We start from the raw sequence: 25,319 nt of genomic DNA, 5'->3' as shown, positions 1-25,319 counted from the left end.
ACTCCCAATTAAGTACGGCTATCGATCCCCGGATTACTCCCAGTCCTCGTAGGTCGGCCGCTCCAGATCGCCGGGGAACTCGTCGACCGGCGCGGTCGTCTGATCGCCGGTTTCCATGTCCTTGATCGTCACCTCGCCGTTTTCGAGATCGCGCTCGCCGACGACCACGACCGTCTCGGCGTTGATCGAGTCGGCATAGCTCATCTGTGCGCCGAAGCTCCGATCGGAGACGTCGCTCTCGACGACGTGGCCCAACTCGCGGAGTTCGCGGGCGACCGCGGCGGCGACCGCGCGGGTATCGCCCACCGAGAGCACGTAGTAGTCCGTCGCCGGAGCCTCCTCGGGCCAGACACCGGCGCGCTCACAGAGCAGCTGGAGGGTGGCGTGGCCGGGCGCAACCCCAACGGCGGGTGTCGGCTGGCCGCCGAAGCTCTCGATGAGGTCGTCGTAGCGGCCGCCGCCGAACACGGACCGAGAGACCTCGCCGGTCGAGTCGAAACACTCGAAGACCACGCCGGTGTAGTAGTCAAGCCCGCGGGCGGTTTCCAGCGAGATCTCACAGAACTCGCGTGCGCCGAAGTCCTCGACGGCCTCCAGGACCGCTTCGAGATTCGAAACGGCATCGGCCACCCGGTCGGTCCCGGCGAAGTCGACCAGCTCGGCGAGGTCGTCGGTACCCAGCAGGTCGTCGAACCGTTCTGCCTGGTGGTACTGAAGCCCTACATCGGTAAGGAGTGCATAATACTCCTCGTCGTCGATCTTATCGCTCTTGTCGACCGCTCGGATCGCGGCCTCGGTGTCGACTTCGGCGTCGAAGGCCTCCAGCAGCCCACCCAGGATATCGCGGTGGGAGACCCGAAACTCGAAGTCCTCGCCCGTCAGCCCCAGATCGGTGAGTGCGTCGGCCGCAAACGCGAGGATTTCGGCGTCGGCCTCGGGTTCCGCGGAGCCGAAGATGTCGACGTTGGTCTGGTAGAACTCCCGGAACCGTCCCTGTTGGACCTGCTCGTACCGCCAGAAGGGCCGCGTCGAGCGCCACTTGATGGGCTTCGAGAGCGCCTGGCTTTTGGCGACGACCATCCGGGCGACCGTCGGCGTCAGTTCGGGGGTCAGCGTCACCTCGCGGCCGCCCTGGTCGGTGAAGTTGTACAGTTGGTCGACGATCTCGTCGCCGGATTTGTCGGTGTAGAGCTCGGTTGCCTCCAAGGTCGGCGTGCCGATCTCGCGGAAGCCGTAGCGGGCCGCCGCAGCCTCGACGGTGTCGATGACCTCCCGGCGGGCGGTCATCTCGTCGGGATAGAAGTCGCGGAACCCTTTGAGTCGGTCGTACATAGCGAGGCGTTGGCGGTAGCCGCGCTTGAAAGCTGTCCTTTGTCGGTCGGAAAGCCAACCCCCGGTACCCCCGTCGAATCAACGGGGATCGACTGGCGTAGACAGTCACTACTGTCGTCGACACTCCCGAAAGCAACTGCATAACGATAGGTGACAGTCCCGATCTGCGGACATACAGCACCCCTCGATCCATGATTGGCTTCCCCATTCGGCTCCAGGTCCGCACGTGGCTACAACGCATCAGCGAGTGGTACTCCCCACCCGACTCCCTCGATGAGGTCCAGGAGGTGACGACGATCGGCGACTGGATCGAAAGCCAGGAAATCGGCAGTCGGCTCCCCGACGGCTGGAGTGTCGACCGCGAGATCGTCCAGTTCCGCGGCGAGTCGCTGGCCGAAGTCCTCCGGCTCACCAATCGTAGCGACGGCTACCGGATCACGCTCAAACCCACCGACATGACGGACCCGACAGGACGGATCAGGATCTACACGCGTCCGTCCCCGTTTAAAAGCCGAGAGTACCGGCAGACAGCCGACTCGTTGTCGGCGGCGATTGGGACGGCCACGGAGATCGCAGCCAGTCGTGACACCCGGCAGCGACAGTCAGCCGAGGGACCACGACGTGAATCGGCTGCTATCGATCGGTCGGCGTCGGTTTAGAGAGCGATCATCGTGACCCCAATGACGGCCAGCAGCGCGGCGAGGAGTCGCGTCCCGAAGTACTGCTCGTCGAGCAGGACGCCGCCGAGGAGGACGGCAACGATCGCCTGAGTGTTGACGATCGGCGAGGCGATACTGGCGGGAACTACCGCGAACGCGAGCGTTGTCAGGTACTCGGCGAGCGCCACGAGTGCGCCGAGCGCCGCCAGTTTCGGGAAGTCGTCCCGAACCCTCTCGGGGTGCGAACGGACCGCGATCGGGAGGACGATTACCAACACACAGCCGAGCAGCAGCGGTACCCAGAGCGCCGACGGAATCGCCAGTTCCTGGAGGGCAACCCGTTTGCCGACATCGCCGACGGCGAAACAGGCCGCACTGAGGACCGCCAGCTGTGCAGCACGAGACGACGCCGCCCGCCGGAGCGGCGCGGCGAGCGAGCCGCCGCGGAAGTTGGCGACGTAGACGGCCGCCGTGGCGACGACGACGCCCGCGATCTGCAGCGGCCGAAGCACCTCCTGGAGCAGAAGCACTTCGATCGGTAGCACGAACACGGGGACGATCTTGCTAATGGGTGCGACGTACGAGACCTCGCCGACATCCAAGGCCCGAATAAACGAGACGATCGCTGCAGCAGTCATGGCCGCAGTGAGGACCAACAGGGCGAGCTGTGAGCCGTCGAGTCCGGTGATTGCGGTCCGCGTGCCGTCGACACCTATCGACGCGAGGAGGACCGGCGCATACCACAGGAGGGCAAAGCCGTTGGCGTAGACGATCAGGACGGTCGCCGGAAAGCCGTCGAACAGCCGCTTGAGAACGAAGAGGTAAACGCCCCAGACCAGTGCTGCCGCCACCGCGAACCCGATGCCCGGAGCCATTACCGAACACGAACACGACGGGGATCATGAACAGTTCGGTCGTCTCTCCGGGCAGTGGCAATCGGAGCTCCGGTCGCAGCAACAGGTACAAGCAGACTACTGGCCGCGCCGACCGTGGACGTAGGTCTGTTCGTGGTCGGGGAACACCTCGGCGACCGCCTCGGGGCCGTGGCGGTCGGCCAACAGCGTGCGGAGTTCGTCCTCGTAGTCGGCCTTCTGTATCTCCTCGCTGGGGCCGACCTCGACCTCGAAGGTGGTCTCGACGAGCCGGTCGACCGCGTGGCGGCCGAACCCGGAGAGTGGAGCGATGTAGTCGACGCCGCGGCGGTCCTCAATGCTCTGGGCGCTGGCCCGCGAGACGTTCGGCACCCGGTCATCCCGCCGAGTGCCGTCGGCGATCGCGGCCACGTCGAGGGCGGCGACCGATTCGAGGGCGTGGTCGTGGACCTCCTGGATGCCGTTTCGGGGAAAGCCGTCGTCGGCCATCCGGTCGACCGCTGCCTTGGCGACCTCGGGATCGAGGTCGACGGTCTCGAACGGAAAGCCCAGCGCCTCGGCGGCACTCCGGGCGTGTTGCCAGTCGTCGGTGATACCGAAGGTGGCAGTCACGAGCCGGATTTCGTAGAACTCGTCCAGAAGGAGGGCAGCGAGCGAGGAATCCTTGCCGCCGCTGTACAGTAACGCGAGCTCCATGGCGGACTACCGCCGCCGAATGTCGAACGACTGGGACTCCGGCTGGAGCTCCTTGAGCAGCGACTTCATCTGGTCTTCGTCGATCCGGTCCTGGATGCGGCCGCTCCGAGCTAAGGCGATGATCTGCTGTTCGACTTTCTCGGCGAACTCCGGCTTCGACATCTGGACGGCGTTGAGCCGCTGACGCGCGCCGTCGGTGAGGTGCTGTTTCAACATCGCCTCCTTTTGGGCTTCGGCCTGCTGCTGGGCGGCCTCCTGGGCCTCCTGGTCCTGCGCGGATTGGCCCTGTTGTTGGCGCTGTTCGAGCTCCTTGCGCTTCTGTTCGCGAAGCTCTTCGAGTCGGTCGTCGTCGGGGCTGTTGCTCATATCTATCTGTTTTCCTGCACCGCCAAAAACGGTTTCGGAGCGGTCGACAGGTAACCCCACGACACACGACCACTCCGTCGCGTCGACGATGACACCGAGATAACGCGTGAAATCAGGGTGACGAGTCATCGGCAGAAGAACTGACCCACGTCGGTCGATCAACTGCCGTGGTGCCGATGTCGGTAATGCGAATCCGCTGGGTTATCCGACGTGGTCCCGTCCGATACCGGACTGTCCGACTGGTCTGAATCTCCCGAACGACTCCGTCGCTGTCGACGAACAGTGTCATGGACGCGTTCGTGGTAACACCGGTGTCGTTCAACGAGGCGTCGACCCGATACAGCTCCCGTCCGTCCCGTGAGACGCGGTCGACGCTCGTATTCGAGCTGGTTGTGAGGTCGTAGATCGTCTGGCGTTGGAGTACCGGGTTCAGTTTCACCGACGTGTTGAGGAAGTCGACCTCTCGCTCGGTGACGCTCCCGTTGGCTTCGACGCGCTCGACAGTGGTCCGCCCGCGCCGCCACACCGACCTGCGCTCGGGTTGTTGTCGATACGGTTCGGGTGCAGCACCCGTTACGTTGGTGCTACTTACCACCGAGCCGCGGAGCGTTTCGGTTCCGTCTATCTTCCAGGTCCGGTTGGTCGTCACCGCGAACGCTGGATCGGTACTCCGCATCGTTCGCGTCGACCGAACCGTAAACGAGGTCGACTGCAGGGCCTCAGTGTGGGCTTCGACGAGGGCGCTCGTGTCAGTGACACCGTTCTCGGAGACCCCCGGCGGTGTGGCCGGTCCCGGCGAGGCAGTACACCCTGCGAGGGCGAGCAGACAGACGACACCGATGGCGAGGGCGCTACGTGTTCTCATACCGAAATCACCTCCGGAAACCCATAGAAGTAGTAGTAGATCTCGGCGATCCCCGAGAGCACCAGCAGCCCGCCGGAAAGCCGGTAGATGCGCCCCGTGTGTCGACTGAGCCTCGTGGCCACCGACGAACCACCCAGTGCGGAGACCACCGTCAACACGACGAGCACCACGCTCATGCCGAGGGCGTAGGCGACCGCCAGTCCGACCCCGAGGGAGGGGCCGGCAGCGAGCCCGCGCGCCATCACGGCGATGAACAGTGGTGCCGTACAGCCCGCAGCCGCGGCGGCATACAGCACGCCGAAGGCGAAGAAGCCGCCGAACGAGCGTCGACGCTCGGGGAGTCGAACGTGAACCCGGTCGAGCGTCCAGCCGAGGGCCATCGCACCCCCGACGACGATGAACACCGAGCCGACGACGAGTTCGAGCACCGCGATATCCGTGAGTGCTCCCGCGCCGAGGGCGACGGTCGTCCCGGCCAGGCCGACGTAGACGAGCGTCATGCCGAGGCAGGCGGCGATGCTCACGAACAGCGCCCGGGCCAAGGGGTTCTGTACTCGCTTTATGAATCGGCCCTCGGTCGCCCCCTCGTCGACGGCCGTCGAGGCGGTGTCGCTGAGGAAATACGAGAGGTAGCCCGGCAACAACGGAAAGGCACAGGGGGCGAAGAAGGTGGCACTCCCCGCCGAAAACGCCAGCGAGAGGAGTCCAATAGAGCCGACCCCCGTCATGAGGAGTCCTCGACCAGCGGTTCGATTCTCGATTGGAGCCCCTCGAAGTCGCGGACTCGGAGTCCGTGGCCTCCCTCAGTCACCTGTTCGCCGTTGCGGTCGAACAGGAGGTTCGTCGGGTAGCTGTTGGCATCCCACCGGTCGGTGGCCTCCAAGGCGGGATCGTTGACGACCGGCCACGTCCCCTCGTGTTCGCTCCAGAACTCCTCGATGAGTTCCTCCTCGACCTCGGGGGTGATCGACACCATGTGGAGCGTCTCGGCGTCGTACTCCGCGCGAAGCCGACGGAAATGGGGCATCTCGTCGACACACGGTTTACACCACGTGGCAAAGAAGTTCAGAAGCGTCACCGTCCCCTCGGGGATGAGTTCGACCTGTCCTTCAGGGAGGTCACCGGTGGTGACAACTGATGGGAGCGTCAGCGACTCCGAGGAGTCATCCGTGGAGTTCACGCTCGCCGAACAGCCTGCCAACCCGACTCCGAGCGCCGCTCCGAGCGTGCCCAACAGGGATCGACGCTGCATCGGTGAACCTTCAGGCATGGCTCCGACGAACCCCCTGACACGGTGGTAGACCGGGGGTGCCCAAACAAGGGCAGACAGACCCACTGAATCGTCCGTGAGTGCATACGATCGCCGTACCGAGCTCGACGGGTTCCAATGGTCCGCACTCCGGTACCGTCTGAGGCTGACATCTCATGCGAGATCAGTCGGGGATGGAATCCCCGACACGGACAGAACATCGAGGACAGCCACTATATACCCGGTGAAGGGTTAAACGGTTGTTTGTGGCTTTGAGACAGGTCTGTCCGCCGGTACTCGTGTACGCCGCTCAGTCGAGAAAACGAGGAGTCGACCCGAAGTCGGGTAAAACGGAGTTAGGCGTAGCGTTCGAGTTCCGGCCGGTCGAGCGAGTCGAAGACGTCCTGTGCGACCTCGTCGAGGAACGAATCGCCCTCGGCGGTGGTGCGGCGGCCCTCGCCCTGTGCGGTCTGGAGAAGGTCTTCGTCTTCGAGCTGGGTCAGGATCTCGCGGATGATCTTCTTCGAGCCCGAGACGTGGTTGGCTGGGGCGACGGCGTATCGGTTCGAGCCGCCTTTGGTGCCGCCGTACTCGGTGGCGAGGCGTTCGACACCGATCGGTCCGTTCATCGCGACTTTGCGGAGGAGGCTCGCGGCGCGCGTCTCCCAGAAGTCCTCCTGCTGTGGCGGCAGTTCGCGGTCCTGGCCGGTTTTGGTGTATTCGACCCAATCCGGGGTGTCGACGCGATCGGCGAGCCGGTCGGCGAGTTCCTCGATGAACTCCTCGGCCGGGACGTCGTAGAGAGTTACCATACGAGCGTATTCCCGATTGCAGTGTTTAAAGCCATCGTATTGCCGACGTACGGCGTATGCGGGGGAGTCACGTCCGGTGGTCTCGGCCGGATCAGGGCCTCGTAGCCTGTGGTTACCGAACGAGCTGTGAGTCAATGGGACCGTATGCTGTTCCTAACGAAACGTTTCGACCGCCTACGAGGGGCAGATGGCATTCGCAATCGTTCATTTCACGGTTGGGTTCGTGAGTATCCTTGCACTCCTGTGGGCGCTCCCACTTACCCGGTACCGACTCACGGGGGCGTTTCTCGGCGGGATTTGGGCGCTCGTCCCCGATGGCTCGAAAATCCTCGATGGCAGTCAGGGGACGGCAGTCGAAACCATCCACGACGGTGAACTCGCCGATCTCTTCTTTTTTCACGGAACGCTCGATGAACCGGTTTTTCGCGCGCTGAATATCGAACTCACGTTCCTCGCGCTGTGCGCGCTCGGCATCACGTTTCTCTTGTACGACTGGCGGTACGGCCGACACACACCCGTCGTCAACCGATTCGGCTCGGCGACCGACCCGCCACCGACCGACTCCGACTGAGCAGTGTGTGGTATGCTACAGCATCACTTTCGAAATTCGGAAAATCACTACGGATCTCGCAATTTATCGTCGGCCTTATTACGATGAGCGTACTTCGGCCGTGTAATGAGTACGGAGCGCAGTTCGGCCGACACGGAAGACCGCACAATCCTCCTCATCGGCAGCGGCCCGATCCAGATCGGGCAGGCCGCCGAGTTCGACTACTCCGGTGCCCAGGCCTGCCGGGCACTCCAGGAGGAGGGCGCACGGGTCGTACTGGTCAACTCCAACCCGGCGACGATCATGACCGACCCCGAGATGGCCGACGAGGTCTACATCGAGCCGATTACGACCGAAGCCATCGCCGACATCATCGAACAGGAACAGCCCGACGGCGTGATCGCCGGGCTCGGCGGTCAGACCGGGCTCAACGTCACCGCCGAACTCGCCGAGGAGGGCGTTCTCGACGAATTCGATGTCGACATCATGGGGACGCCGCTGGACACGATCTACGCGACCGAGGACCGCGATCTGTTCCGCCAGCGGATGGAAAACATCGGCGAACCCGTGCCGAAATCGACGACCATCTCGCTCGATGAGGGTGAATCGGTCACCGACTTCGACGAAGACGCCTTCCGCGGGCGCGTCAAGGACGCCGTCGATGCGGTCGGCGGCCTCCCAGTCATCTCCCGGACGACCTACACCCTCGGCGGGTCGGGGTCGGGCATCGTCCACGAGTTCGAGGAGCTCGTCGAGCGCGTGCGCAAAGGACTCCGCCTCTCGCGGAACAGCGAAGTGCTGGTCACCGAGTCGATCGCCGGCTGGGTCGAACTCGAATACGAGGTGATGCGCGATGCCGACGACTCCTGTATCATCATCTGTAACATGGAGAACATCGACCCGATGGGCATCCACACCGGCGAGTCTACGGTCGTCACCCCCTCGCAGGTCATCCCCGACGACGGCCACCAGGAGATGCGCTCGGCGGCGCTCAAAGTCATTCGGGAACTCGGAATTCAGGGCGGCTGTAACATCCAGTTCGCCTGGCACGACGACGGCTCGCCGGGCGGCGAGTACCGCGTCGTCGAGGTCAACCCCCGCGTTTCGCGGTCCTCCGCGCTGGCCTCGAAGGCGACCGGCTACCCCATTGCCCGTGTGACCGCAAAGGTCGCACTCGGCAAGCGGCTCCACGAGATTACGAACGAGATTACGGGCGAGACGACTGCGGCCTTCGAGCCCGCGATCGACTACATCGTCACGAAGGTGCCACGGTGGCCGATAGACAAGTTCGAGGACGTCGACTTCGAGCTCGGGACGGCGATGAAATCGACCGGCGAGGCGATGGCGATCGGCTCGACGTTTGAGGAGTCCCTGTTGAAGGCCCTGCGCTCCTCGGAGTACGACCCCGCCGTCGATTGGGTCGATGTCGACGACGAGACCTTAGAGGCCGAGTATCTCGAATCACCGACGCCGGACCGACCGTACGCCATGTTCGAGGCCTTCGACCGCGGCTATTCGGTCGACGAAATCATCGAACTGACCGGCATCAAAGAGTGGTACGTCGAGCGGTTCAAGCGTGTGGCCGATTCGGCCCAAGCAGCCCAGGACGGCGACTTCACGCCCGCTGCCGTGGCGGGGCATACCAACAACGAGATCGCCGAAATCGCTGACGGAGGCGTCAGTGTGGATACCGTCGAACAGGAGGTACCGGGTCGTAACTACAAACAGGTCGACACCTGTGCCGGGGAGTTCGCCGCCCAAACCCCCTACTACTACTCGGCGCGCCTGCCGGAGTTCCAGAAGGGTCCCCTCGTCGGGGATGCCGCCGCGGGCGAACTGCGCGTGAACAAGGACGTCGAGAGCGTCGTCGTGGTCGGTGGCGGCCCGATCCGTATCGGCCAAGGCGTGGAGTTCGACTACTGTTCGGTCCACGCCGTCCAAGCCCTGCGCGATATGGGGATCGAGGCCCACGTCGTCAACAACAACCCCGAGACGGTCTCGACGGACTACGACACTTCCGACGGGCTGTTCTTCGACCCCATTTCGGCCGAGGAGGTCGCCGACGTGATCGAAGCCACCGGCGCCGACGGCGTCATGGTCCAGTTCGGCGGCCAGACCTCCGTGAATATCGGCGAGCCGCTCCAGGAGGAGATCGACCGCCGCGAACTCGACTGCGATATCATGGGCACCACGGTCGAGGCGATGGACCTCGCGGAGGACCGCGACCGGTTCAACGAACTGATGGACGACCTCGGCATCGCCCAGCCCGAGGGTGGCACTGCGACATCGAAAACCGAAGCCCTCGAACTCGCCCACGACATCGGCTACCCCGTCCTCGTACGCCCGAGCTACGTGCTCGGCGGCCGTGCGATGCGAGTCGTCCACGACGACGCCGAACTCGAACACTACATCGAGGAGGCCGTCCGTGTCTCGCCCGACAAGCCGATCCTTGTCGATCAGTTCCTCGACGACGCAGTGGAACTGGACGTCGACGCGGTCGCCGACGGCGAAGACGTGCTGATCGGCGGCGTGATGGAACACGTCGAGAGCGCGGGGGTCCACTCCGGGGACTCGGCGTGTATGATCCCGCCGCGCTCGCTGTCCGACGAGACGATGGCCCGCGTGCGTGATGTGACCGAAGGGATCGCCGAGGCGCTCGAAACCGTCGGCCTGCTGAACGTTCAGCTGGCCGTCAAGGACGGCGTCGTCTACGTGCTTGAAGCGAATCCGCGCTCTTCGCGTACCGTCCCATTCGTCTCGAAGGCCACGGGTGTCCCGATCGCCAAACTCGCCGCGAAGGTGATGACCGGGACGACGCTCGCCGAGCTGGACGTCGACGAGCAGATCCCAGAACAGACCAGCGTCAAGGAGGTCGTCCTGCCGTTCGACCGCCTCCAGGGCTCCGATCCGCGTCTCGGCCCCGAGATGAAATCCACCGGCGAGGTCATGGGCAGCGCCGACAGCTTCGGCAAAGCCTACGACAAAGCCCAGGACGCCACCGGCAAACCGATCCCCAAGTCGGGCGTCGTGGCGATCGATCTCTCCGATGAGACGTTCCCCGACCCCGACACCGAGGCCGGTGAGGCGCTGGTCGAAGGGTTCGGCGAGTTCTTCGAGTTCTGTGAGGCCGTCGACCTCGTGGATGCCGCCCGCAAAGGGGACGTAGATCTGATCATCTCGCGGGACCGCAACCTCCTGGAGGTCGCCGTCGAGGAGGATCTCACCTACTTCTCGACCGCGGCCAGCGCGAACGCCGCCCTCGAAGCACTCCGTGCCGCCGACGAGCCGCTCGACGTGGTCTCGATTTCGGATCGCCCGAAACAGGTCGCCGAGTGGGGCAAGTAGGCGGTCACTAACGCCCGAAATCTGTTTTTAACTAGGTGCTGGAGGTCCGTTTTTCCGGAAGTCGGTATCGGCGAAAGGGTCGACAGCGGCGGCTACAATCACAACCAGTAGTACACTTTTTATAAAAGGCGTTTTCAGGCCGTTTCGTAAGCCGCCGTGTATTTATAAGCAGTCGGCTCAGGAGAGCTTGCCGAGTGCTTCGAAGAAGTCGGCGACCGGCCCGGCAAGTCGGACCGGTGGCTCGGATCGTGAGACAGTGATCTCGCAGGGGACATCGAGTTCGTGGGGTCGGCGGCCGTCGCTCACGACGACGACGTGATCGGCGTCCTCAACCTGAACGGTGACCTCACAGTCACCGGCGACCACCAGCGGCGGCATCGCCTCGGTGCCACACATCTCGTTGATGATCAGGCCGTTGATCGAGGGGTGGACCAGCGGCCCGCTCTCGCTGAGGTTGTAGGCCGAACTCCCCGTGGGGGTGGCGATCAGAATGCCGTCGGCGTGGCCGCTGGTGTAGGGCGAGCCGTCGATTGCGACTGCGAAACTCGCGCCGCCTCCATGGCCGCGCCGCGGGCCGGTGACGACGATCTCGTTGACTGCCGGGACGCTCTCCCAGCCGCCAGTGTCGGCACTGAGTCGGGGAGCCTCACGGACCTCTTGGCTGCCGTCGCGGAACGACGCGACCTCCTCGCGGACGGCCTCGATGGCCGTCTCGGGCGTGACGGCGTTTAAAAATCCGACCTCGCCGAGGTTGACGCCCAAGATGGGCGTCCCACCGGCCCCCCGGGCGGCGAACAGGAACGTACCGTCACCACCGATGGAGACGACGAGATCACACTCCTCGAAGCTGTCGACGGCTGCGGCGGCCTCGGGAACACCGATGGCGGCCGCGGTCGACTCGTCGAGCCGACAGCCGACGCCGTCGGCGGTGAGTGCGGTTCGGAGCTCGCCAGCCAGCGTGGTCGCCCGGCTGTTGTCGCGCTGGGCAACGATTCCGACGTCCATGGAGTCAGGTCACAAGCCGGAGTCAAAAGCCCTCCGTCAGCCGGTCGGTGCGACGGGAACATTCATAGTTGCGGATACTCTTGATCCGGTATGAATCATCGACCACTGCGATCAGCGCGGCCAGCTGATTGGGTGGTGGAGTTCGCAGCCAGGGTGAGACCGGATGAGTAGCGACTGGTTCGAGGAGGCTATCAGCGAACTCGACGAGGAGGATGTCGAGGAGCTGGACGACGAACGCGACACGGACGAAGGGACGACCGACGAAACGGACGACCAGGATTCGGACGAAGAGACGGCCACCGACACATCCATCGACTCCGAGGCTGAAGCCGACACCGACGAGGAAGACGACGTATTCGGGTTTTCGGCTGCCGAGACGGGGGGCGACGAGGGCGAGCGTAGCGACGACGCTCCGTCGACCGATACAGCCGCCGACGAGGCGGCCTTCGGCGTCAAAAGCGAGGAGGCAACGAACAGTTCCTCGACGGCCCAATCCCCCGAAGAGTTCGGCTTCAGCAGCGATGACGGCGACGAAGGGACAGCTGACGACGAGGATGCTGATGGAAACGACCAAGCGGTCGACGATGCGGAGGCGGCTGACGAAGCGCCAGCCAGCGCGGACGACGAAGGCACAGCCGATGCTAGTGAGGCGACGACAGCCGACCAGCCACAGCCGACCTCGCCTGCTGGGACAGGCGAACCGGACACAAAGGGACCGTCGACGGCACAATCACCCGAAGAGTTCGGCTTCAGTATTGACGGGGACGAGGAGACCCCCGCCACAACCACGGACACCGAGACTGCCTCGTCGAAGCCCCAGACGGCGTCGACACCGGAGCCCGAGACCGGTGGCAACGACGACCCGTTCGGCTTCGGTGATAGTGCCGGAGGTGGCAGCGGTAGTGGCCAGGGAATGGGCCAATCGGGCGACGACGACTTCGGCTTCGGCGGCTTCGGTGGCGGCAGTGGTGGCGGTGGCTCGCCGACGCCGTCGAGCCCCGAGGATTTCGACGACGAGGATTTCGAGTCGGATATCGACCGGATCGATCTCGGGATCGACGGACTCGACGAGATGATCCTCGGCGGGGTACCGGAGCGCTCGCTGATCGGGATCATCGGCGGGGCCGGGACCGGCAAGACGACGTTCGCCCTCCAGTTCCTCAACGAGGCACTGGAAAACGGTGAGCGCGCGGTCTTCATCACGCTCGAACAGACCGAGGAGGCCGTGTTGTCGACCGCCGAGGAGAAGGGGTGGCCGTTCCGGGAGTACGCCGACAACGATCAGCTGGCGGTCGTCGTGCTCGACCCCGTCGAGATGGCCAACAGTTTGGCGAGTATTCGGGGCGACATCTCGCGGCTGATTCGTGAGTTCGGTGCCTCGCGGCTCGTGCTCGACTCCGTTTCGCTGTTGGAGATGATGTACGACCATCCCGCCAAACGACGGAGCGAGGTGTTCGATTTCACCCGGTCGCTGAAGGAGGCGGGCGTCACGACGCTGTTGACCTCGGAGGCCAGCGAGGATTCGAGCCACGCCTCCCGATACGGCGCGGTCGAATACCTCACCGACGCCGTCTTCGTCCTGCGGTACGTCCGTACCTCGAACTTCGAGGAGACCCGGCTGGCCATCGAGATCCAGAAGATCCGGGATGCCAACCACTCGCGGGCAACCAAGCCCTACGATCTGACCGACGAGGGGATGAGCGTCCACCGTCAGGCCAACATCTTCTGAGCGACCGATCCCGTCCCTCTATACCGATACATCAGCAACATTCTGTTTGAGTCGCGTCGTGAGGACGAGCAGGAAGGTGATACTCATAATCGTCAGCACGATGCTGATGGATTCGACAAGCGCGGGCTGGATGTCGGCGAGCACCCCGACCTCGACAGCGCTCGCACCGCCCGCGCTGAGCAGGATCGCGATGATGTAGGTGAGCATGGTGTCCAGGACGGTCCGGCTCGACATTGCCGCTCCCTTGATCCGGGTGGCAAACGAGACGCCGTAGAGCGTAAAGCCGATGCTCGCGGCCAGTTGGACGATGAGCGTCACGTTGATCAGGTCCAGGAGGATGATAGCCATGAACTGGAGGAACGCGATACAGAGGAACCCCGCCTCGATCCACCGGATGCTCTCGATGGAGATCGGGAGGTCCGCGCCCCGGTCGCCGGTCCCCTGTGGGGACTCGAAGTACAGCTCCCGCATCGACAACGCGAGGAAAATAATAAAGAACAGCTGGCAGAGCCGTCGGATCGAGCCGACGAAGCCGATGTCGGCGTCGAGGACCTCCGCCGCCGCGATGACCTCGGCGGTGCCGGTGAGCGCATACAGCGTCCCGGCGATCCCCGCGAGGATGACATACCCCCACATCTCCGAGCGGATCGTCCGGCGACGGGAGTTCTGCATCGTGTAGTAGGTCAGACTCATCGAGGCGACGAACAACAGCAGGTAGGCGGTCAGTCGGGTGACGACCACGGTGCCCGCGGGGTCCTCCAGCAGCGTCATAGCGACCCGCCACCCAGCACCTGATCGAGTTCCGTCCGGAAGTCCTGGACCGTATTATACCGGTAGAGTTTCGACTTCCGGAAGCATTTCGCGAGCACCGTGTCGACGCCCTCCGAGAGCCCGTCGTTGAACTGACTGGCCGGTGGGGGCTGTTCGGTGACGGCTTTTTGAAGAACAACGCCCGGCTGGTCCTCGAACGGCAGCCGCCCGGTCAACAGTTCGTAGACGATCAGCCCCAGATGATAGATGTCGGTCGAAGCGTCGACGCCGCCGAACTCCTCGGGGTCGACCTGCTCGGGGGCCGCGTACTTCGGCGGGACGCCCATCGGGAGTGCCGACAGCTGACAGAGCAGTTGTGAGATTCCCCAGTTGCTGATCTTTGGGTACGACCAAACGTTGTCATCGTAGCTCCGGCTGAAGATCACGTTTCGGGGGGTGAGCCCGCCGTGGATCACGCCGGAAGCGTGGGCGTGACAGACCGCATCGACGATTCGGTCGATGATCCAGCGTGTCTCCCGGTCGGAGATGCCCCCGAGGCGGTCGCTGAGCCGACCACCTTCTTGATATTCGACGACAAACCACGGTTTGGGGATCGTTCCGTGGGCGACCACCGGGACGATAGCGTCGTGGTCGTCGACCGACTGCCACTCGTCGAGCGTCTCGGTGAACTCCGTATCGAAGGCCGCGGGGGCGCGGTGTTGAATCCGTTTGAGTAGCGCCGAGTGGGTCCCGGAGCCGGTCGAATAGCGGACCAACCAGAGGTCGACGTGGCTCCCCGCGCCACGGGATTTGACCGGATCGAACGCATCGCGTTTGGCGTCGATCGCTGGCGGGGTCGGCGGCGGCTCCTCGGGCGGGCGGCTCCGCTGTTCCGGTTCGGGACGCTCCTCGGCCGGTTCGGAATCGTCGTCGACCGTCCCGAGACCGGTGTATTCGGATTCCGCGCCGGTGAGCGTCGTCACCGACCCCGAGAGCTCCCGATCACGCACCGCTGCAATGAGCTGTTTGTGTCGAGTGTCGTCGCCGAGGTCGAGCTCCTCGATGGCATCCCTGACGAGGTCGGGGAACTCGGCGGCGATGTAGCCCAAGCCCCGGAGGATGTCGTCGTGGTGCCGCGTGGGTTCGCTTTCGAGCAGTGAGGCGAGTGCGCGAACCGACCCCGAGACCGCCTCCGGGTTGGCCGAAACGACGAGACCAAGCGCCCACGACGCCGAGAGCCGCACCGTCTCGTCGCGGCTCTCGAAGAGGTGGAGAATCCGTTTTATCTCCTGGGAGTCGAACGTCTCGGGTTCCGTGACCGCCGCGGTCAACACCGTCTCTGCGGTGCGCTGTTCACTCCCCGATTCATTCATTATTTCATGTAGATTGTTTTCTACCATATAGTTTCTCTGAATATGTGGTCGAACAGACAGCCGACACGGTTGTGACGGCCGATAACGGAGCTGACCACCGGCACCAATAGTTCCGACTGGTCTCGGAGATTCGAGGAGTAGAACGCTCCTAACCAACGAGTAGTCAGCAATTACCGCAGAGGGTTTACTTTGCTTGGGAGCCAACACCACGGTGTGAAGAAAACCGAGCTCGTTCATTTGCACGCCCTATTGGTGCTGTGCTCCGAGCGGCTCGTCGACCGGGGGATCGTCGACCGATCGTACTTCGAGCCCTACACCGAGCTCGGGGTGACGCCGGTGTCGTTTCGCGCGCGGCGGGACCACCATGAGGCGGCAGTCCTCCTGCTCGCCGCACTCCTGGCGGCGGCGGTGAGCGACGAGTACGAACCACCGGCGGACGTCGAGGCCGTTCGGACCGACTCGGACTCCACGTCGAAGCGGGCGTCCTGACTGTCAGCCCCACGTCCACGTCGCATCCAGGACGAACCGATAGATCCCACTGATAAGGATCGCAACCCCGTTGCCTATCAGGACAATCGCAACCCCGTCGGGTGCGAAAAACGGGACCAAAAGCCATTCGACGAGTGCATAGAGGATGCCGAGCTGGATCGGGATCGCCGAACCGCGGATGAGGTTCGTTTTTAAAAGGCCGACCAGATAGGACCCCCATCCCGTATTCTGTGAGCGCTCGAAGGTCCAGGCGTTGTTGAGAACATAGGAGAGAACGATCGTTATCTCGATGGCGATCAGCGCCCCCAGCAGGTAGTTCAGACTGGCCCAATCGAGAAACAGCCACAACAGGAGCTGTTGGACGCCAGCGGTGAGCACGCCGACCGCGACGAACCGGCGTAGCAGTCGGGTGAGGGGGCCGTGAGTGAGGTTCCTGAGAAACGATCTAAGCATCTATTTGTAGCCGAGGGCTTCGAGGCGTGCGTTGAGATCCTCGTCTACGGCCTCGGCAGTCGACTCGTCGGCGTCCTCGCCCGTCAGTATTGTTGCTGCGTGGGCTTCGACCCGCTGGCTGAACCGATCGATCACCTCCGCTTGCTCGGCGGTCGGATCGGCCGAGAGATCGGTCTGTTGGGTCGGGTCCGACGGCCGGTGGTAGAGTTCCCGCTCGTCGGCGTCGACGTTCTCGATGTAGATCCAGTCGCGATCCCGGACACTGACCAGTAGCTCGCCGTCCGACAGCGATCGGGGGATTGGCTGGGTGGTGACCTCCTCGCCGCGAACCGTCACCGAGACAACCGGCTCGTCGGCGGGTTCTTCGCCGCTCGATACCGCGGGGACGAGCGAGTCACCCATCCAGTCGGGATGTGGGTCCACACCGAGCAGGTCGGCGACGGTCGCCGGAATCGACGCGAGGCTTACCTGTGGGTCGACACACCGCGGGGCCTCGCCGGGGATATCGACGATAAACGGCACTCGAATCAGCTCGTCGTACAGTTTGGGGTAGTGGGCGAGGTGGCCGTGCTCCTGGAACTCCTCGCCGTGGTCGCCTGCCAGGATGATCGCCGTGTCCTCGGCCAGCCCATTGGCTTCGAGGGCCTCCCGGAGGCGGCCAATGCTGGCGTCGACCTGCCGGACGGCCGCCGCATACAGCGTCCGAAGTTCGTTGAGCGTGCGGTCGTCGACCTCCCAGCCGAGGCCGGTTCGGAGGTGGGCATGCAGCATCCGGTGGGTCCCGAAGAAGTTCGAGGAGACCTCACGGATGTACCGCGGGGCCGGGACGTAGGGCGTGTGGGCATCCATGTAGTGGACCCAGAGGAAAAACGGCGCGTCGGCCGTCTCGAGAAACGAGGTGGCGGCGTGTTCGACGTCGAACATCCTGGAGGTGTCGAGGAACGGTCTGTCGTCGGTGTTGCGCCGGAGCCACGAGCCAGCCCGCCGGAGCGGCGAGGTGGCCAGCTGGACCCACGCCTCGACGGTCGGATGGGTCGCCAGATACTTGCTGTAGACGCTCGATCCGACACTCGCCACGAAGGGTTCGAATTCGTCGAATCCGGCGTCGTACCCCCAGTGAGAGGTCAGAAAGCCGTTAGCCGCATTGAAGCCAGCAGTCGAGATGCCTGCCTCCGAGAGCACCGATGCGAGCGCCCGCTCGGCGGTGATCCCGATCCGGCCCGAGTCCGCAAACACCGGCCGCGCCGAAAGCATCGCTGGAAACGAAAACGGCGTCCAGTTGCCGGTCGCAAACGCCCGCTCGAAGACCGTCCCCGCCTCGGCGATCGAATCCATAACCGGCGTATGTCGACGCTCGTCGTAGGCACCGACCGCATCCGCCCGGAGCGAGTCGACCGTCAGCAGAACGACATTTGAAACGGCTCCAGAGCTATCCATAATTTTCAGTGAGTATCAGTATCTGAGATATAGCTGCGCTTGATATTTTCGGTTGGCCGCTCAGATGGCCCTGACCGCCCAACGATTGAACAGAAGAGTTCGCCGCTACTGGAGCTCGTCGACCAGCCTGCGGAGCGTTGCGAGATCGTACTGGCCGGGGGCGGTCGCCCCCTCGGGGTCGACCGGTGCATAGCCAATCGCCGAGCCGTAGACTGGCGCGACCGCCCGCGTGTGCTGACCCGCCGCCCCCATCGCCATCGTGGCAACGGTCCATCCGGCTTCGGCGGCCCGGTGGGTCGCCGACAGCACCGCCAGCGCGTCGCTGCGGTCGGCGGCGGTCACCGCGAGTTTGCCGACATCGCCCTCGTCGCTGGCCGTCTTTAACAGCTCTGTCAGCCCGTCGACCGATGGCGTCGACTCGAAGTCGTGGACCGAGGCGATGACTACGATACCGGCATCTCGGGCCGTCTCACGCAGTTGCCGTGCCCGATTGGTGTCGGCGGCCGCGATGCTGCCATCGAGCGCACCGCATTCGATGTCGACCGCCGTGACTGCCTCGTGGTCAACTGCCGCTTCGAGCGTATCGAGTCGCCGGATTTCGTCGTCGGCCTCACCACCCTCCCAGGTGGCGCGGTTGGTGACAATCAGCGGGAGTTCGCCGTCGTACGCTGCAAGCTGGTCGAGCGGGTCGGTCGCCAGATCCAGGCGGAACTCGACGGCATCGGCGTCTTCGCGGGCCGCAGGCTCTGCTTCGAGGTTGTCGGTCGCCGCCGCAAGCACGAACGAGTCGAAATCGAGTGTCGGCATACCTCGCAGTTCTCGGCGACCCGCAAAACAGCACCGTTAGGCAGTGGCTATTTGATAACTCGAAGCGACGATCAGCCGCGCTGTTCGAGGATTCGGTCGACGATCCGGCCCGTCGAGAGCAGTTCGTCGGGATGGTCCTCGCGGGCGGTGGCTCGTTCGACCCGGCAGTCGATCCCCCGTTCGCGGAGTGCGGCTCGAATCCCCTCAGCGTCGTGGTGTTGGTCGTAGCCCAGCACGATCACGTCGGGTTCGATCTCCTCGATGGGGACGAAGATGTCCTCGGGATGGCCGAGTCGGGCATGGTCGACGACCCCGAGGGCCCGAACCATCTCGACGCGCTGGCGGTCCGAGAGGATCGGCGGGGCTTTGTGGGTGACGTTGTCGGCGCGGGCGACGATGACGTGGAGTTCCTCGCCGTAGCTGGCGGCGTCCCGCAGGTAGTGGACGTGTCCTGGATGCAGGATGTCAAACGTGCCCTGGGCGACTGCACGGGTTTGCCTGCTCATGAGAGCTCCTCGTCGATATCTGCCTGCGTGAAGTCGAAAAACTGCTCTTCTGGCAGTGGCACGTCGAGAACATCCAGCGAGCGTGGCTCGCCGCTGCTGTCGAAGACCTGCCAGTCGCTCCAGCCGTAGGGTGCGCCGATAATGATGTGGACATCGCCCTTATGGAAGGTGGCGAGGTCGGCGTCGCTTGGCCGGAGGACGCCGTTGGGGTGGGAGTGAACCGAGCCGACCGCTTTGATATCGTTGGGAACCATATTGGTCTGGACGGTCGCGCTCGTCGGATCGGATTTCGTGCCCGGGATCACAAGCACGTCGGTGATCACCTGGCCCTTCCTGTCGAGGCCGAGTTTGCGGGCGTCTTCGGCCCGCAGAAAGCCCATATACTCGTTGGGATGAGTCTCCTCGGAGGCTTCGAGCGCGAACTCCATGGTGTCGCGGGCGATGCCGAGGATCTCGCTCGATCTGAAGAGCCGCATTGGCGGATTTCGGTCCGGCGTCCATCTAAGCGTTCCGAACCGTCGACTCCCCACTGGGCGGCGCGAGATAACAAGCTTAACACGTCGGTCGCCCAAACGGGGGGTATGACCGACGATACCGCCGGGGAGTCCGGCGAGCGGGACGATTCGCGTCCCGTCGTTTACGATCTCGCGCCCGACTGCACGCTCGCAGACGTCGAAGTCGGTGCGAACTATCACGCCGTCGTCAACGGTGTTGTTGCCTACGGCGTTTTCGTTGACATCTCCGACTCCGTCTCCGGCCTCGTTCACGAATCGAACCTCGACCGCGACTACACCGTCGGCGACCGCCTGATCGTCGAACTCGAAGAGCGGAAGGAAAACGGCGACATCGCCTTCGACGTCCCCGACATCGAGGACTATCGCACCGACGTGGTCGATCACGAACCCGACATCACGCCGATCGGCGACCTCGAAACCGGCAGCGAGGCGACCATCGAGGGCTCTGTCGTCCAGATCAAACAGACCGGCGGCCCGACGATCTTCCACATCAACGACGGCACGGGAATCGTCAGCGCCGCCGCCTTCGAGGCTGCGGGCGTCCGGGCCTACCCGGAGGCCGAGATCGACGACATCGTCCGGATCAGCGGCAGCGTCGAAACCCACCAGGACGTCCAGCAGATCGAGGCCGACTCGCTTGCGGTCCTGGAGGGCGAGACCGAAGCCGACGCCCGCGAGACCCTGGAGTCGGCCCTCGACGAACGAGCGGCCGCGGCCGACATCGAGCCGCTCATCGAGTGGCCCGCCTTCGAGCCCGTCTTCGAGGAGCTCAAAGGCGTCGCCCGGCTGCTCCGGGAGACCGTCCTGGAGGGCCGACCGATCCGCGTCCGGCACCACGCCGACGGCGACGGGATGTGTGCGGCCGCGCCGGTCCAACTCGCGCTCGAAAACCTCATCGAGGAGGTCCACGGCGACCCCGAAGCGCCGCGGCATCTATTTAAACGGCTACCGAGCAAGGCCCCCTACTACGAGATGGAGGACGTCACGCGGGATCTGAACTTCGCCCTGGAAGGCCAGGAGCGACACGGCCAGAAGCTGCCGTTTCTGCTGATGCTCGACAACGGCTCGACCGAGGAGGACGTGCCCGCCTACCAGAACCTCGCTCACTACGACATTCCCATTGCCGTCATCGACCACCACCACCCCGATCCCGAGGCGGTCGAGCCGCTGCTCGATGCCCACGTCAATCCCTACCTCTACGACGAGGACTACCGGATCACCACGGGGATGATGTGTGTCGAACTCGCCCGGCTGATCGACCCCTCCATCAGCGAAGATCTCGAACACGTCCCGGCAGTAGCGGGGCTGTCGGACCGCTCGAAGGCCGACGCAATGGGCGACTACGTCGAGCTCGCCGACACGGCGGGCTACGACCGCGGCCATCTCGAAGACATCGGCGAGGCACTCGACTACGCCGCCCACTGGCTCCGCTACAGCGAGGGCAAAACCCTCGTTACGGATGTCCTGGACGTCGGCTGTGACGACCCCGAGCGCCACGCCGAACTCATCGAGTTCCTCTCGGCGCGGGCCGAACGCGATATCGACCGCCAGCTCGAAGCGGTCGAGCCCCACGTCGAACACGAGCGACTCGACTCGGAGGCCCACCTGTATCGGGTCGACCTCGACAACTTCGCCCACCGATTCACCTACCCCGCGCCCGGTAAAACGACCGGCAACCTCCACGACCGAAAGGTCACTGAGACGGGCGAGCCGGTCATCACCATCGGCTACGGCCCGGATTTCGCCGTGCTCCGCTCCGACGGCGTCCGACTCGACATCCCACGGATGGTCACCGAACTCAACGAGGAGCTGCCCGGTGCCGGTGTCTCCGGTGGCGGCCACCTCGTCGTCGGCTCGATCAAGTTCGTCAAAGGCCGCCGTGAATCGGTGATCGATCTCCTGGTCGAGAAGATGGCCGAGGCCGACCTCGACGAGTCGCTGTCGACGGCCGCACCGCTGGAATAACGTCGCTCAGGACTCGCTCGTTGTCGACTGACGGATTCTTTTATAAAGACCAACGCCGATTCCAGCTACCGCGAGGAGACCACCGACGGTAAACAAGCCATATCGGAGCAGCGTGACGAATATCCATGCGCCGTCGCCGTGATACAGGGAGACGCGATAGAGGTCGCCCTCGTGTCTTATATATTGAGTCTCGTCAAGACGGTCGAGTGCCGGGTCCCCTTCGATATACATCGGCTCCGACTGGCCCGACGGATCGAACGACTCCTGGACGACTGGGGGCAGTTCGTCGTATTCGATGACGCCCGATTCGTTCCCGGTCTCGTCGACCGGCGACGCGTCGAGGAAGTACGGTGTCTGCCCGTAGTTCGGCCAGACGACCGGGACGAGCAATGCAGATGCGACGACGAGCGTACCGACAAGCAGGAGTACTACCGAATCCGAGAGTCGTTCCATTAGTTCGGTTGTCCGGTTACCGTTCTGATGTATATGTTTTGTTGGAACGGCGACATCGGCGACACCGTTTAAGAGCGCTGCCGGTTCGGCTGGTCGGCGAATTCGAGCCGACGCTTCAGCGCCAGGACGGTCCCGCCAGCAGCACCGATCGTGACGACGAGAATACCGACCGGAATCTCGCGGGTTCCGTCGCTGCTCCAGTCACCGTCGAAGACCTCGGCGTAGTAGTCGGCGACCGCTTCGTCCTGGATGGCGAGCGCGACCTCGCGGTTGTTTCGGAGGGAGTTGTCGTTCCAATTCAGGCTGCCGACAACCGCTGTGTCGTCGGCGACGACCCCCTTGGCGTGGATCTTGCCGAACCGACCGTTGCCCTCCGCGAGCCGGATGTTGAGGTTGTCCGACCCCTCGGTTCGCTCGCCGAGCCGGGATGCGAGAGCATCGTTTTCCTCCTCGTTGTACCACTGGCTCCCGAGCAGGATTCGAACGTCGACGCCGCGGTCGGCCGCCCGCATGGCTGCTTCGAGCAGCGGGAAGTCGGCGCTGCCGATAGACGGCTGGACGATCAACAGGCGGTCATCCGTCTCATTTATAAGCTCGATCAGTTCCTCGTCGGTGTTGTCGGGTGCTGTGAGCACCGTCACCGAATCGGCGGTTGTCGTCAGCGGTGGATGATTCCGGGCGTACGATCCGGTCGAGGACTCCTGGTCGGTGGTCTCGACGGTCGACCGGAACTCGGACCACCGAACGGTATCGTTCCACGTCGCATCGTGCTTAAATACGGCCGCGAGATCGTCGGCCGTGGCGGCGGCATCGACACGCACGCCCCAGCCGCGGTTGTCCGCACCGCCGGTACCGGAGGGTTTCCAGTTCTCGGTGAGGACGACCGCGCGGTCGTCGACCACCGCGTACTTGGCGTGGTGGTAGCGGAACCGCGCCCGCTCGCCGGTCATGGCGTGGACCTCGGCGCCCGCCTCGGCGAGCCTATCCAGCCGGGCGGCCTGCTTGGTCGACATTCCCCCGACCGGTCCTCCCTCGACGAGCACGCGCACCTCGGCACCACGGTCGTGGGCGGCGATCAGTTCCTCGACCACCCGCTCGGAGGTCAGCGTGTAGGCCGCCAGATAGAGCCGCCGGTCGGCCTCGGCGATGGCCTCGGTTGGGGCTCCAGGAGCGTCGGGCAACACGAAGGCTTCGACCGAAGTAGACCCAGTGGTCGCGGGGTCCCGGGGTCGGAAGCCAGCGGGCTGCCAGTGAGGGTCGCGATCGCGGTGCCACTGCTGGCTTTCGGGGGCGTCCTCGTAGGAAACTCGGTCGACCAGCCTGCCATCCCGCCGGAGTTCAAGCGTCTCGCCGCTGACAGCAAGCTGGAACGAACCCCCAGCCTCGACCGCAGTAACGTTCGTATGGGTGGCCGTCTCCGCGGGGTGGCGCGTGACGGCGAACTCGCCGGTCCGGTCGGGGAGCCGTGCGGTCCCCTCGCCGTCGGTCACCGTCCAGTTGCCCGGCCTATCGAGGTCGACCGTCACGTACTCGCCGCGGTTCTGTGCGGTCGTCGGGTTGGGATACACCTCTATGATTCGACCGTCGGCCCCTGCGGAGGCAGTGTGTGTCGACTCACCGGCGCTGTGGGCGAGGGCGGTCCCGCCGCCAGCGACGAGCGCGCCGCTGGCGACCGCGAGCACCAGAAGCGTGAGCAGTCGGCGTCGGCGAGTGGATGAAAGCCGGGCCACGGTCCGGATGGTGCCGTATTCGTATAAATATCTCCGGTGGATGGTCGGCCGATCGGCAGCTGTCGGCGTGGTACTTATCGGGATGTCGCCCGAAGCCCCGATATGGTTGAGTTGGTGTTCGTCGTCGCCGTCGGACTCCTGGTCGCCGGGGTCGCTGGCAGCGTGCTCCCGCTGATCCCGGCGGGACTGGTTTCGTTGGCTGGCGTCTGGACCTACGTCCTCTTCGGAGCCGAGCCGGTCGGGGTACTGGCGGTCGTGAGCCTGACGCTGGCGGGGCTAGCTACCGTCGTCCTCGAACAGTTCGCTGGCCCGCTCGCCGCCCGCGCCAGCGGTGCATCGACCGAGGTGACCGTTGCCTCGGCGATCGGTGGCCTCCTGATGCTGTTGGTCCTCGGACCGATCGGGATCATCGTCGGTGTCGTCGGCACGGTGTTCCTGCTCGAACTGAAAAACGGGAGCGACACCGAGCGGGCTGCAAAGCGATCGCTGTACACGGCGGTCGGTGTGCTCGCGTCGTCGGTCGCTCAGGTTCTGCTCACGCTGTCGATGCTCGCGGTCTTCGTGCTGTCAGTGACACTCTTCTGAGACCCAAGTATGCAGTGCCTGCTGATTTCCGGCCCGACGCAGGCAGCCTACGGATCGATCGTCGCACTGGCGGTGCTGTCTGGCTGTACAGCAGTTCCCGGCGGTTCGGTGGCAAACGGGATCGGCGACGCTTGAACCCCTGGCGAGCCCGGTACGGCGTGGTTGATCCCGCGTTGCGTGGCCCCGAGCAGTCTCACGAATATCCCCAAGGAATTTATTAGATCGGTTGCTGTGACCAGTATGAAACGACGAAGCTATCTCGGGGTGGTCGGTATGGCGGCACTGTCGGGCTGTTCGGCGCTTTCGGGAGCCAATCCGACCGACGATGTCGGCGAAAGCTACACCACCGACGAGGAGCTCGAACTCACCGTCGACCAGCTCGAAACACAGGCTGGCGGGTCGATCACGCTCGGGAACGGATCGGAAATCAGCAGTGCGAGCAGTGCGGTCACGTTCGTTATTCCACATCTCGTCGCCACGAATACGACGGAGTCGCCGCTTTCGGTGCCGGAGCCCAGCAGTTTCAATCTGTTGTCGGGTGGACAGCGACAGGACCCCTACCGGGTCGACTACAGCGAAATAATGGATGCGATCCAGTCGTCGATCAGCGAGCCGGTATCGGGACCGCTGTTCCCGTCGATCTCCGAGGTCGGTCCCGAGGAGGAAGCCGAAGGCTGGCTGGTATTTACCGTTCCGGAGGCCGGAGAGACCGTGAGTCTCGAACTCCGTCTCAACGACGATGTCCAGTTCAACTGGTCGCTGTTAGTCTGACCGAC

The 25,319-nt window shown here is 64.2% G+C and carries 27 protein-coding genes; 9 read left to right on the top strand and 18 right to left on the bottom strand.

Going from position 1 to position 25,319, the window contains the following annotated elements:
• Positions 1-33: 33 nt before the first annotated feature.
• On the bottom strand, positions 34-1,332 hold the full coding sequence (gene hisS / locus NO877_RS02360; protein ID WP_256394686.1) for a histidine--tRNA ligase: 1,299 nt from the start codon (positions 1,330-1,332) through the stop codon (positions 34-36).
• 191 nt (positions 1,333-1,523) lie between these two features.
• On the opposite strand from hisS, the gene NO877_RS02355 reads away from it, so the two are divergent.
• Entirely contained in the window at positions 1,524-1,991 is a 468-nt protein-coding gene (locus tag NO877_RS02355; protein WP_256394685.1) for a hypothetical protein, read from the top strand.
• Here NO877_RS02355 and NO877_RS02350 read toward each other — a convergent pair.
• The 7 genes from NO877_RS02350 to NO877_RS02320 all read right to left on the bottom strand — a co-directional run bounded on the left by NO877_RS02350 (position 1,988) and on the right by NO877_RS02320 (position 6,851).
• Positions 1,988-2,866, bottom strand: a complete 879-nt coding sequence (locus NO877_RS02350; protein WP_256394684.1) for a DMT family transporter — start codon at positions 2,864-2,866, stop codon at positions 1,988-1,990. The two genes, NO877_RS02355 and NO877_RS02350, sit on opposite strands and share 4 nt — an antisense overlap.
• A gap of 96 nt (positions 2,867-2,962) precedes the next feature.
• On the bottom strand, positions 2,963-3,559 hold the full coding sequence (locus NO877_RS02345; RefSeq protein ID WP_256394683.1) for a DUF7411 family protein: 597 nt from the start codon (positions 3,557-3,559) through the stop codon (positions 2,963-2,965).
• A gap of 6 nt (positions 3,560-3,565) precedes the next feature.
• Positions 3,566-3,925: a DNA-binding protein gene (locus NO877_RS02340; protein ID WP_256394682.1), complete on the bottom strand. Its 360-nt coding sequence runs from the start codon at positions 3,923-3,925 to the stop codon at positions 3,566-3,568.
• 112 nt (positions 3,926-4,037) lie between these two features.
• Positions 4,038-4,790 carry a DUF7537 family lipoprotein gene (locus NO877_RS02335; RefSeq protein ID WP_256394681.1) on the bottom strand — a complete coding sequence of 251 codons (753 nt, stop codon included), beginning with the start codon at positions 4,788-4,790 and terminating at the stop codon, positions 4,038-4,040.
• Positions 4,787-5,518 (bottom strand): cytochrome c biogenesis CcdA family protein, encoded by a 732-nt coding sequence (locus tag NO877_RS02330; RefSeq protein ID WP_256394680.1) that lies wholly within the window; start codon positions 5,516-5,518, stop codon positions 4,787-4,789. Before NO877_RS02330 ends, NO877_RS02335 begins: the two co-directional genes overlap by 4 nt.
• On the bottom strand, positions 5,515-6,042 hold the full coding sequence (locus NO877_RS02325) for a TlpA family protein disulfide reductase (RefSeq protein ID WP_256394679.1): 528 nt from the start codon (positions 6,040-6,042) through the stop codon (positions 5,515-5,517). The genes NO877_RS02330 and NO877_RS02325 overlap by 4 nt, the downstream gene beginning before the upstream one ends.
• A gap of 353 nt (positions 6,043-6,395) precedes the next feature.
• Positions 6,396-6,851, bottom strand: coding sequence for a 30S ribosomal protein S19e (locus tag NO877_RS02320; RefSeq protein WP_256394678.1), 456 nt, complete (start codon positions 6,849-6,851; stop codon positions 6,396-6,398).
• 187 nt (positions 6,852-7,038) lie between these two features.
• On the opposite strand from NO877_RS02320, the gene NO877_RS02315 reads away from it, so the two are divergent.
• Complete coding sequence (locus NO877_RS02315; RefSeq protein WP_256394677.1) at positions 7,039-7,422, top strand: hypothetical protein; 384 nt, start codon at positions 7,039-7,041, stop codon at positions 7,420-7,422.
• Positions 7,423-7,527: 105 nt separating this feature from the next.
• Complete coding sequence (gene carB, locus NO877_RS02310) at positions 7,528-10,746, top strand: carbamoyl-phosphate synthase large subunit (protein WP_256394676.1); 3,219 nt, start codon at positions 7,528-7,530, stop codon at positions 10,744-10,746.
• 177 nt (positions 10,747-10,923) lie between these two features.
• Here the strand turns inward: carB and NO877_RS02305 are convergent, their stop codons facing one another.
• Entirely contained in the window at positions 10,924-11,751 is an 828-nt protein-coding gene (locus NO877_RS02305) for an NAD(+)/NADH kinase (RefSeq protein ID WP_256394675.1), read from the bottom strand.
• 163 nt (positions 11,752-11,914) lie between these two features.
• Between NO877_RS02305 and NO877_RS02300 the strand changes: the two genes are divergently transcribed.
• Positions 11,915-13,480, top strand: a complete 1,566-nt coding sequence (locus NO877_RS02300; RefSeq protein WP_256394674.1) for a KaiC domain-containing protein — start codon at positions 11,915-11,917, stop codon at positions 13,478-13,480.
• 18 nt (positions 13,481-13,498) lie between these two features.
• Here the strand turns inward: NO877_RS02300 and NO877_RS02295 are convergent, their stop codons facing one another.
• Both NO877_RS02295 and NO877_RS02290 read right to left on the bottom strand, forming a co-directional pair.
• Positions 13,499-14,251 carry a hypothetical protein gene (locus NO877_RS02295; protein ID WP_256394673.1) on the bottom strand — a complete coding sequence of 251 codons (753 nt, stop codon included), beginning with the start codon at positions 14,249-14,251 and terminating at the stop codon, positions 13,499-13,501.
• Positions 14,248-15,603 carry a protein kinase domain-containing protein gene (locus NO877_RS02290; protein ID WP_256394672.1) on the bottom strand — a complete coding sequence of 452 codons (1,356 nt, stop codon included), beginning with the start codon at positions 15,601-15,603 and terminating at the stop codon, positions 14,248-14,250. The genes NO877_RS02295 and NO877_RS02290 overlap by 4 nt, the downstream gene beginning before the upstream one ends.
• A 213-nt stretch (positions 15,604-15,816) precedes the next feature.
• Between NO877_RS02290 and NO877_RS02285 the strand changes: the two genes are divergently transcribed.
• Complete coding sequence (locus NO877_RS02285) at positions 15,817-16,092, top strand: UPF0058 family protein (RefSeq protein ID WP_256394671.1); 276 nt, start codon at positions 15,817-15,819, stop codon at positions 16,090-16,092.
• Positions 16,093-16,095: 3 nt separating this feature from the next.
• On the opposite strand, the gene NO877_RS02280 is transcribed toward NO877_RS02285, so the two are convergent.
• The 5 genes from NO877_RS02280 to NO877_RS02260 all read right to left on the bottom strand — a co-directional run bounded on the left by NO877_RS02280 (position 16,096) and on the right by NO877_RS02260 (position 19,771).
• Positions 16,096-16,545, bottom strand: a complete 450-nt coding sequence (locus NO877_RS02280) for a GtrA family protein (RefSeq protein ID WP_256394670.1) — start codon at positions 16,543-16,545, stop codon at positions 16,096-16,098.
• Positions 16,546-17,982: a sulfatase family protein gene (locus NO877_RS02275; RefSeq protein WP_256394669.1), complete on the bottom strand. Its 1,437-nt coding sequence runs from the start codon at positions 17,980-17,982 to the stop codon at positions 16,546-16,548.
• A 105-nt stretch (positions 17,983-18,087) separates the two neighbouring features.
• Positions 18,088-18,789, bottom strand: a complete 702-nt coding sequence (locus NO877_RS02270; protein ID WP_256394668.1) for a type I 3-dehydroquinate dehydratase — start codon at positions 18,787-18,789, stop codon at positions 18,088-18,090.
• 71 nt (positions 18,790-18,860) lie between these two features.
• The gene (locus tag NO877_RS02265) at positions 18,861-19,295 is read right to left on the bottom strand and encodes an FAD synthase family protein (protein ID WP_256394667.1); all 435 of its coding nucleotides are present in this window, start codon (positions 19,293-19,295) and stop codon (positions 18,861-18,863) included.
• A complete protein-coding gene (locus NO877_RS02260) occupies positions 19,292-19,771 on the bottom strand; it encodes a Mov34/MPN/PAD-1 family protein (protein ID WP_256394666.1) in 480 nt (159 codons plus the stop codon). Before NO877_RS02260 ends, NO877_RS02265 begins: the two co-directional genes overlap by 4 nt.
• 105 nt (positions 19,772-19,876) lie before the next feature.
• Between NO877_RS02260 and han the strand changes: the two genes are divergently transcribed.
• Positions 19,877-21,775: a Hef-associated nuclease gene (han, locus tag NO877_RS02255; RefSeq protein WP_256394665.1), complete on the top strand. Its 1,899-nt coding sequence runs from the start codon at positions 19,877-19,879 to the stop codon at positions 21,773-21,775.
• A 6-nt stretch (positions 21,776-21,781) separates the two neighbouring features.
• Here the strand turns inward: han and NO877_RS02250 are convergent, their stop codons facing one another.
• Positions 21,782-22,228 (bottom strand): DUF7979 domain-containing protein, encoded by a 447-nt coding sequence (locus tag NO877_RS02250; RefSeq protein WP_256394664.1) that lies wholly within the window; start codon positions 22,226-22,228, stop codon positions 21,782-21,784.
• A gap of 68 nt (positions 22,229-22,296) precedes the next feature.
• Complete coding sequence (locus NO877_RS02245) at positions 22,297-23,958, bottom strand: phospholipase D-like domain-containing protein (RefSeq protein WP_256394663.1); 1,662 nt, start codon at positions 23,956-23,958, stop codon at positions 22,297-22,299.
• 102 nt (positions 23,959-24,060) lie between these two features.
• On the opposite strand from NO877_RS02245, the gene NO877_RS02240 reads away from it, so the two are divergent.
• From NO877_RS02240 to NO877_RS02230, 3 genes are all read left to right on the top strand, one after another.
• Entirely contained in the window at positions 24,061-24,543 is a 483-nt protein-coding gene (locus tag NO877_RS02240; protein ID WP_256394662.1) for a DUF456 family protein, read from the top strand.
• 9 nt (positions 24,544-24,552) lie between these two features.
• Positions 24,553-24,678, top strand: a complete 126-nt coding sequence (locus NO877_RS02235; RefSeq protein WP_256394661.1) for a hypothetical protein — start codon at positions 24,553-24,555, stop codon at positions 24,676-24,678.
• Between the two features lie 105 nt (positions 24,679-24,783).
• Entirely contained in the window at positions 24,784-25,314 is a 531-nt protein-coding gene (locus NO877_RS02230; RefSeq protein ID WP_256394660.1) for a DUF4352 domain-containing protein, read from the top strand.
• Positions 25,315-25,319: the final 5 nt, after the last annotated feature.

Origin of the sequence: Halohasta litorea, from assembly GCF_024494645.1 — an archaeon.
In the GTDB taxonomy this organism is placed as follows: Archaea; Halobacteriota; Halobacteria; order Halobacteriales; family Haloferacaceae; genus Halohasta; species Halohasta litorea.
Note: the sequence above shows the minus strand (reverse complement) of the source record. Positions and strands in the feature narration are given on the sequence as shown.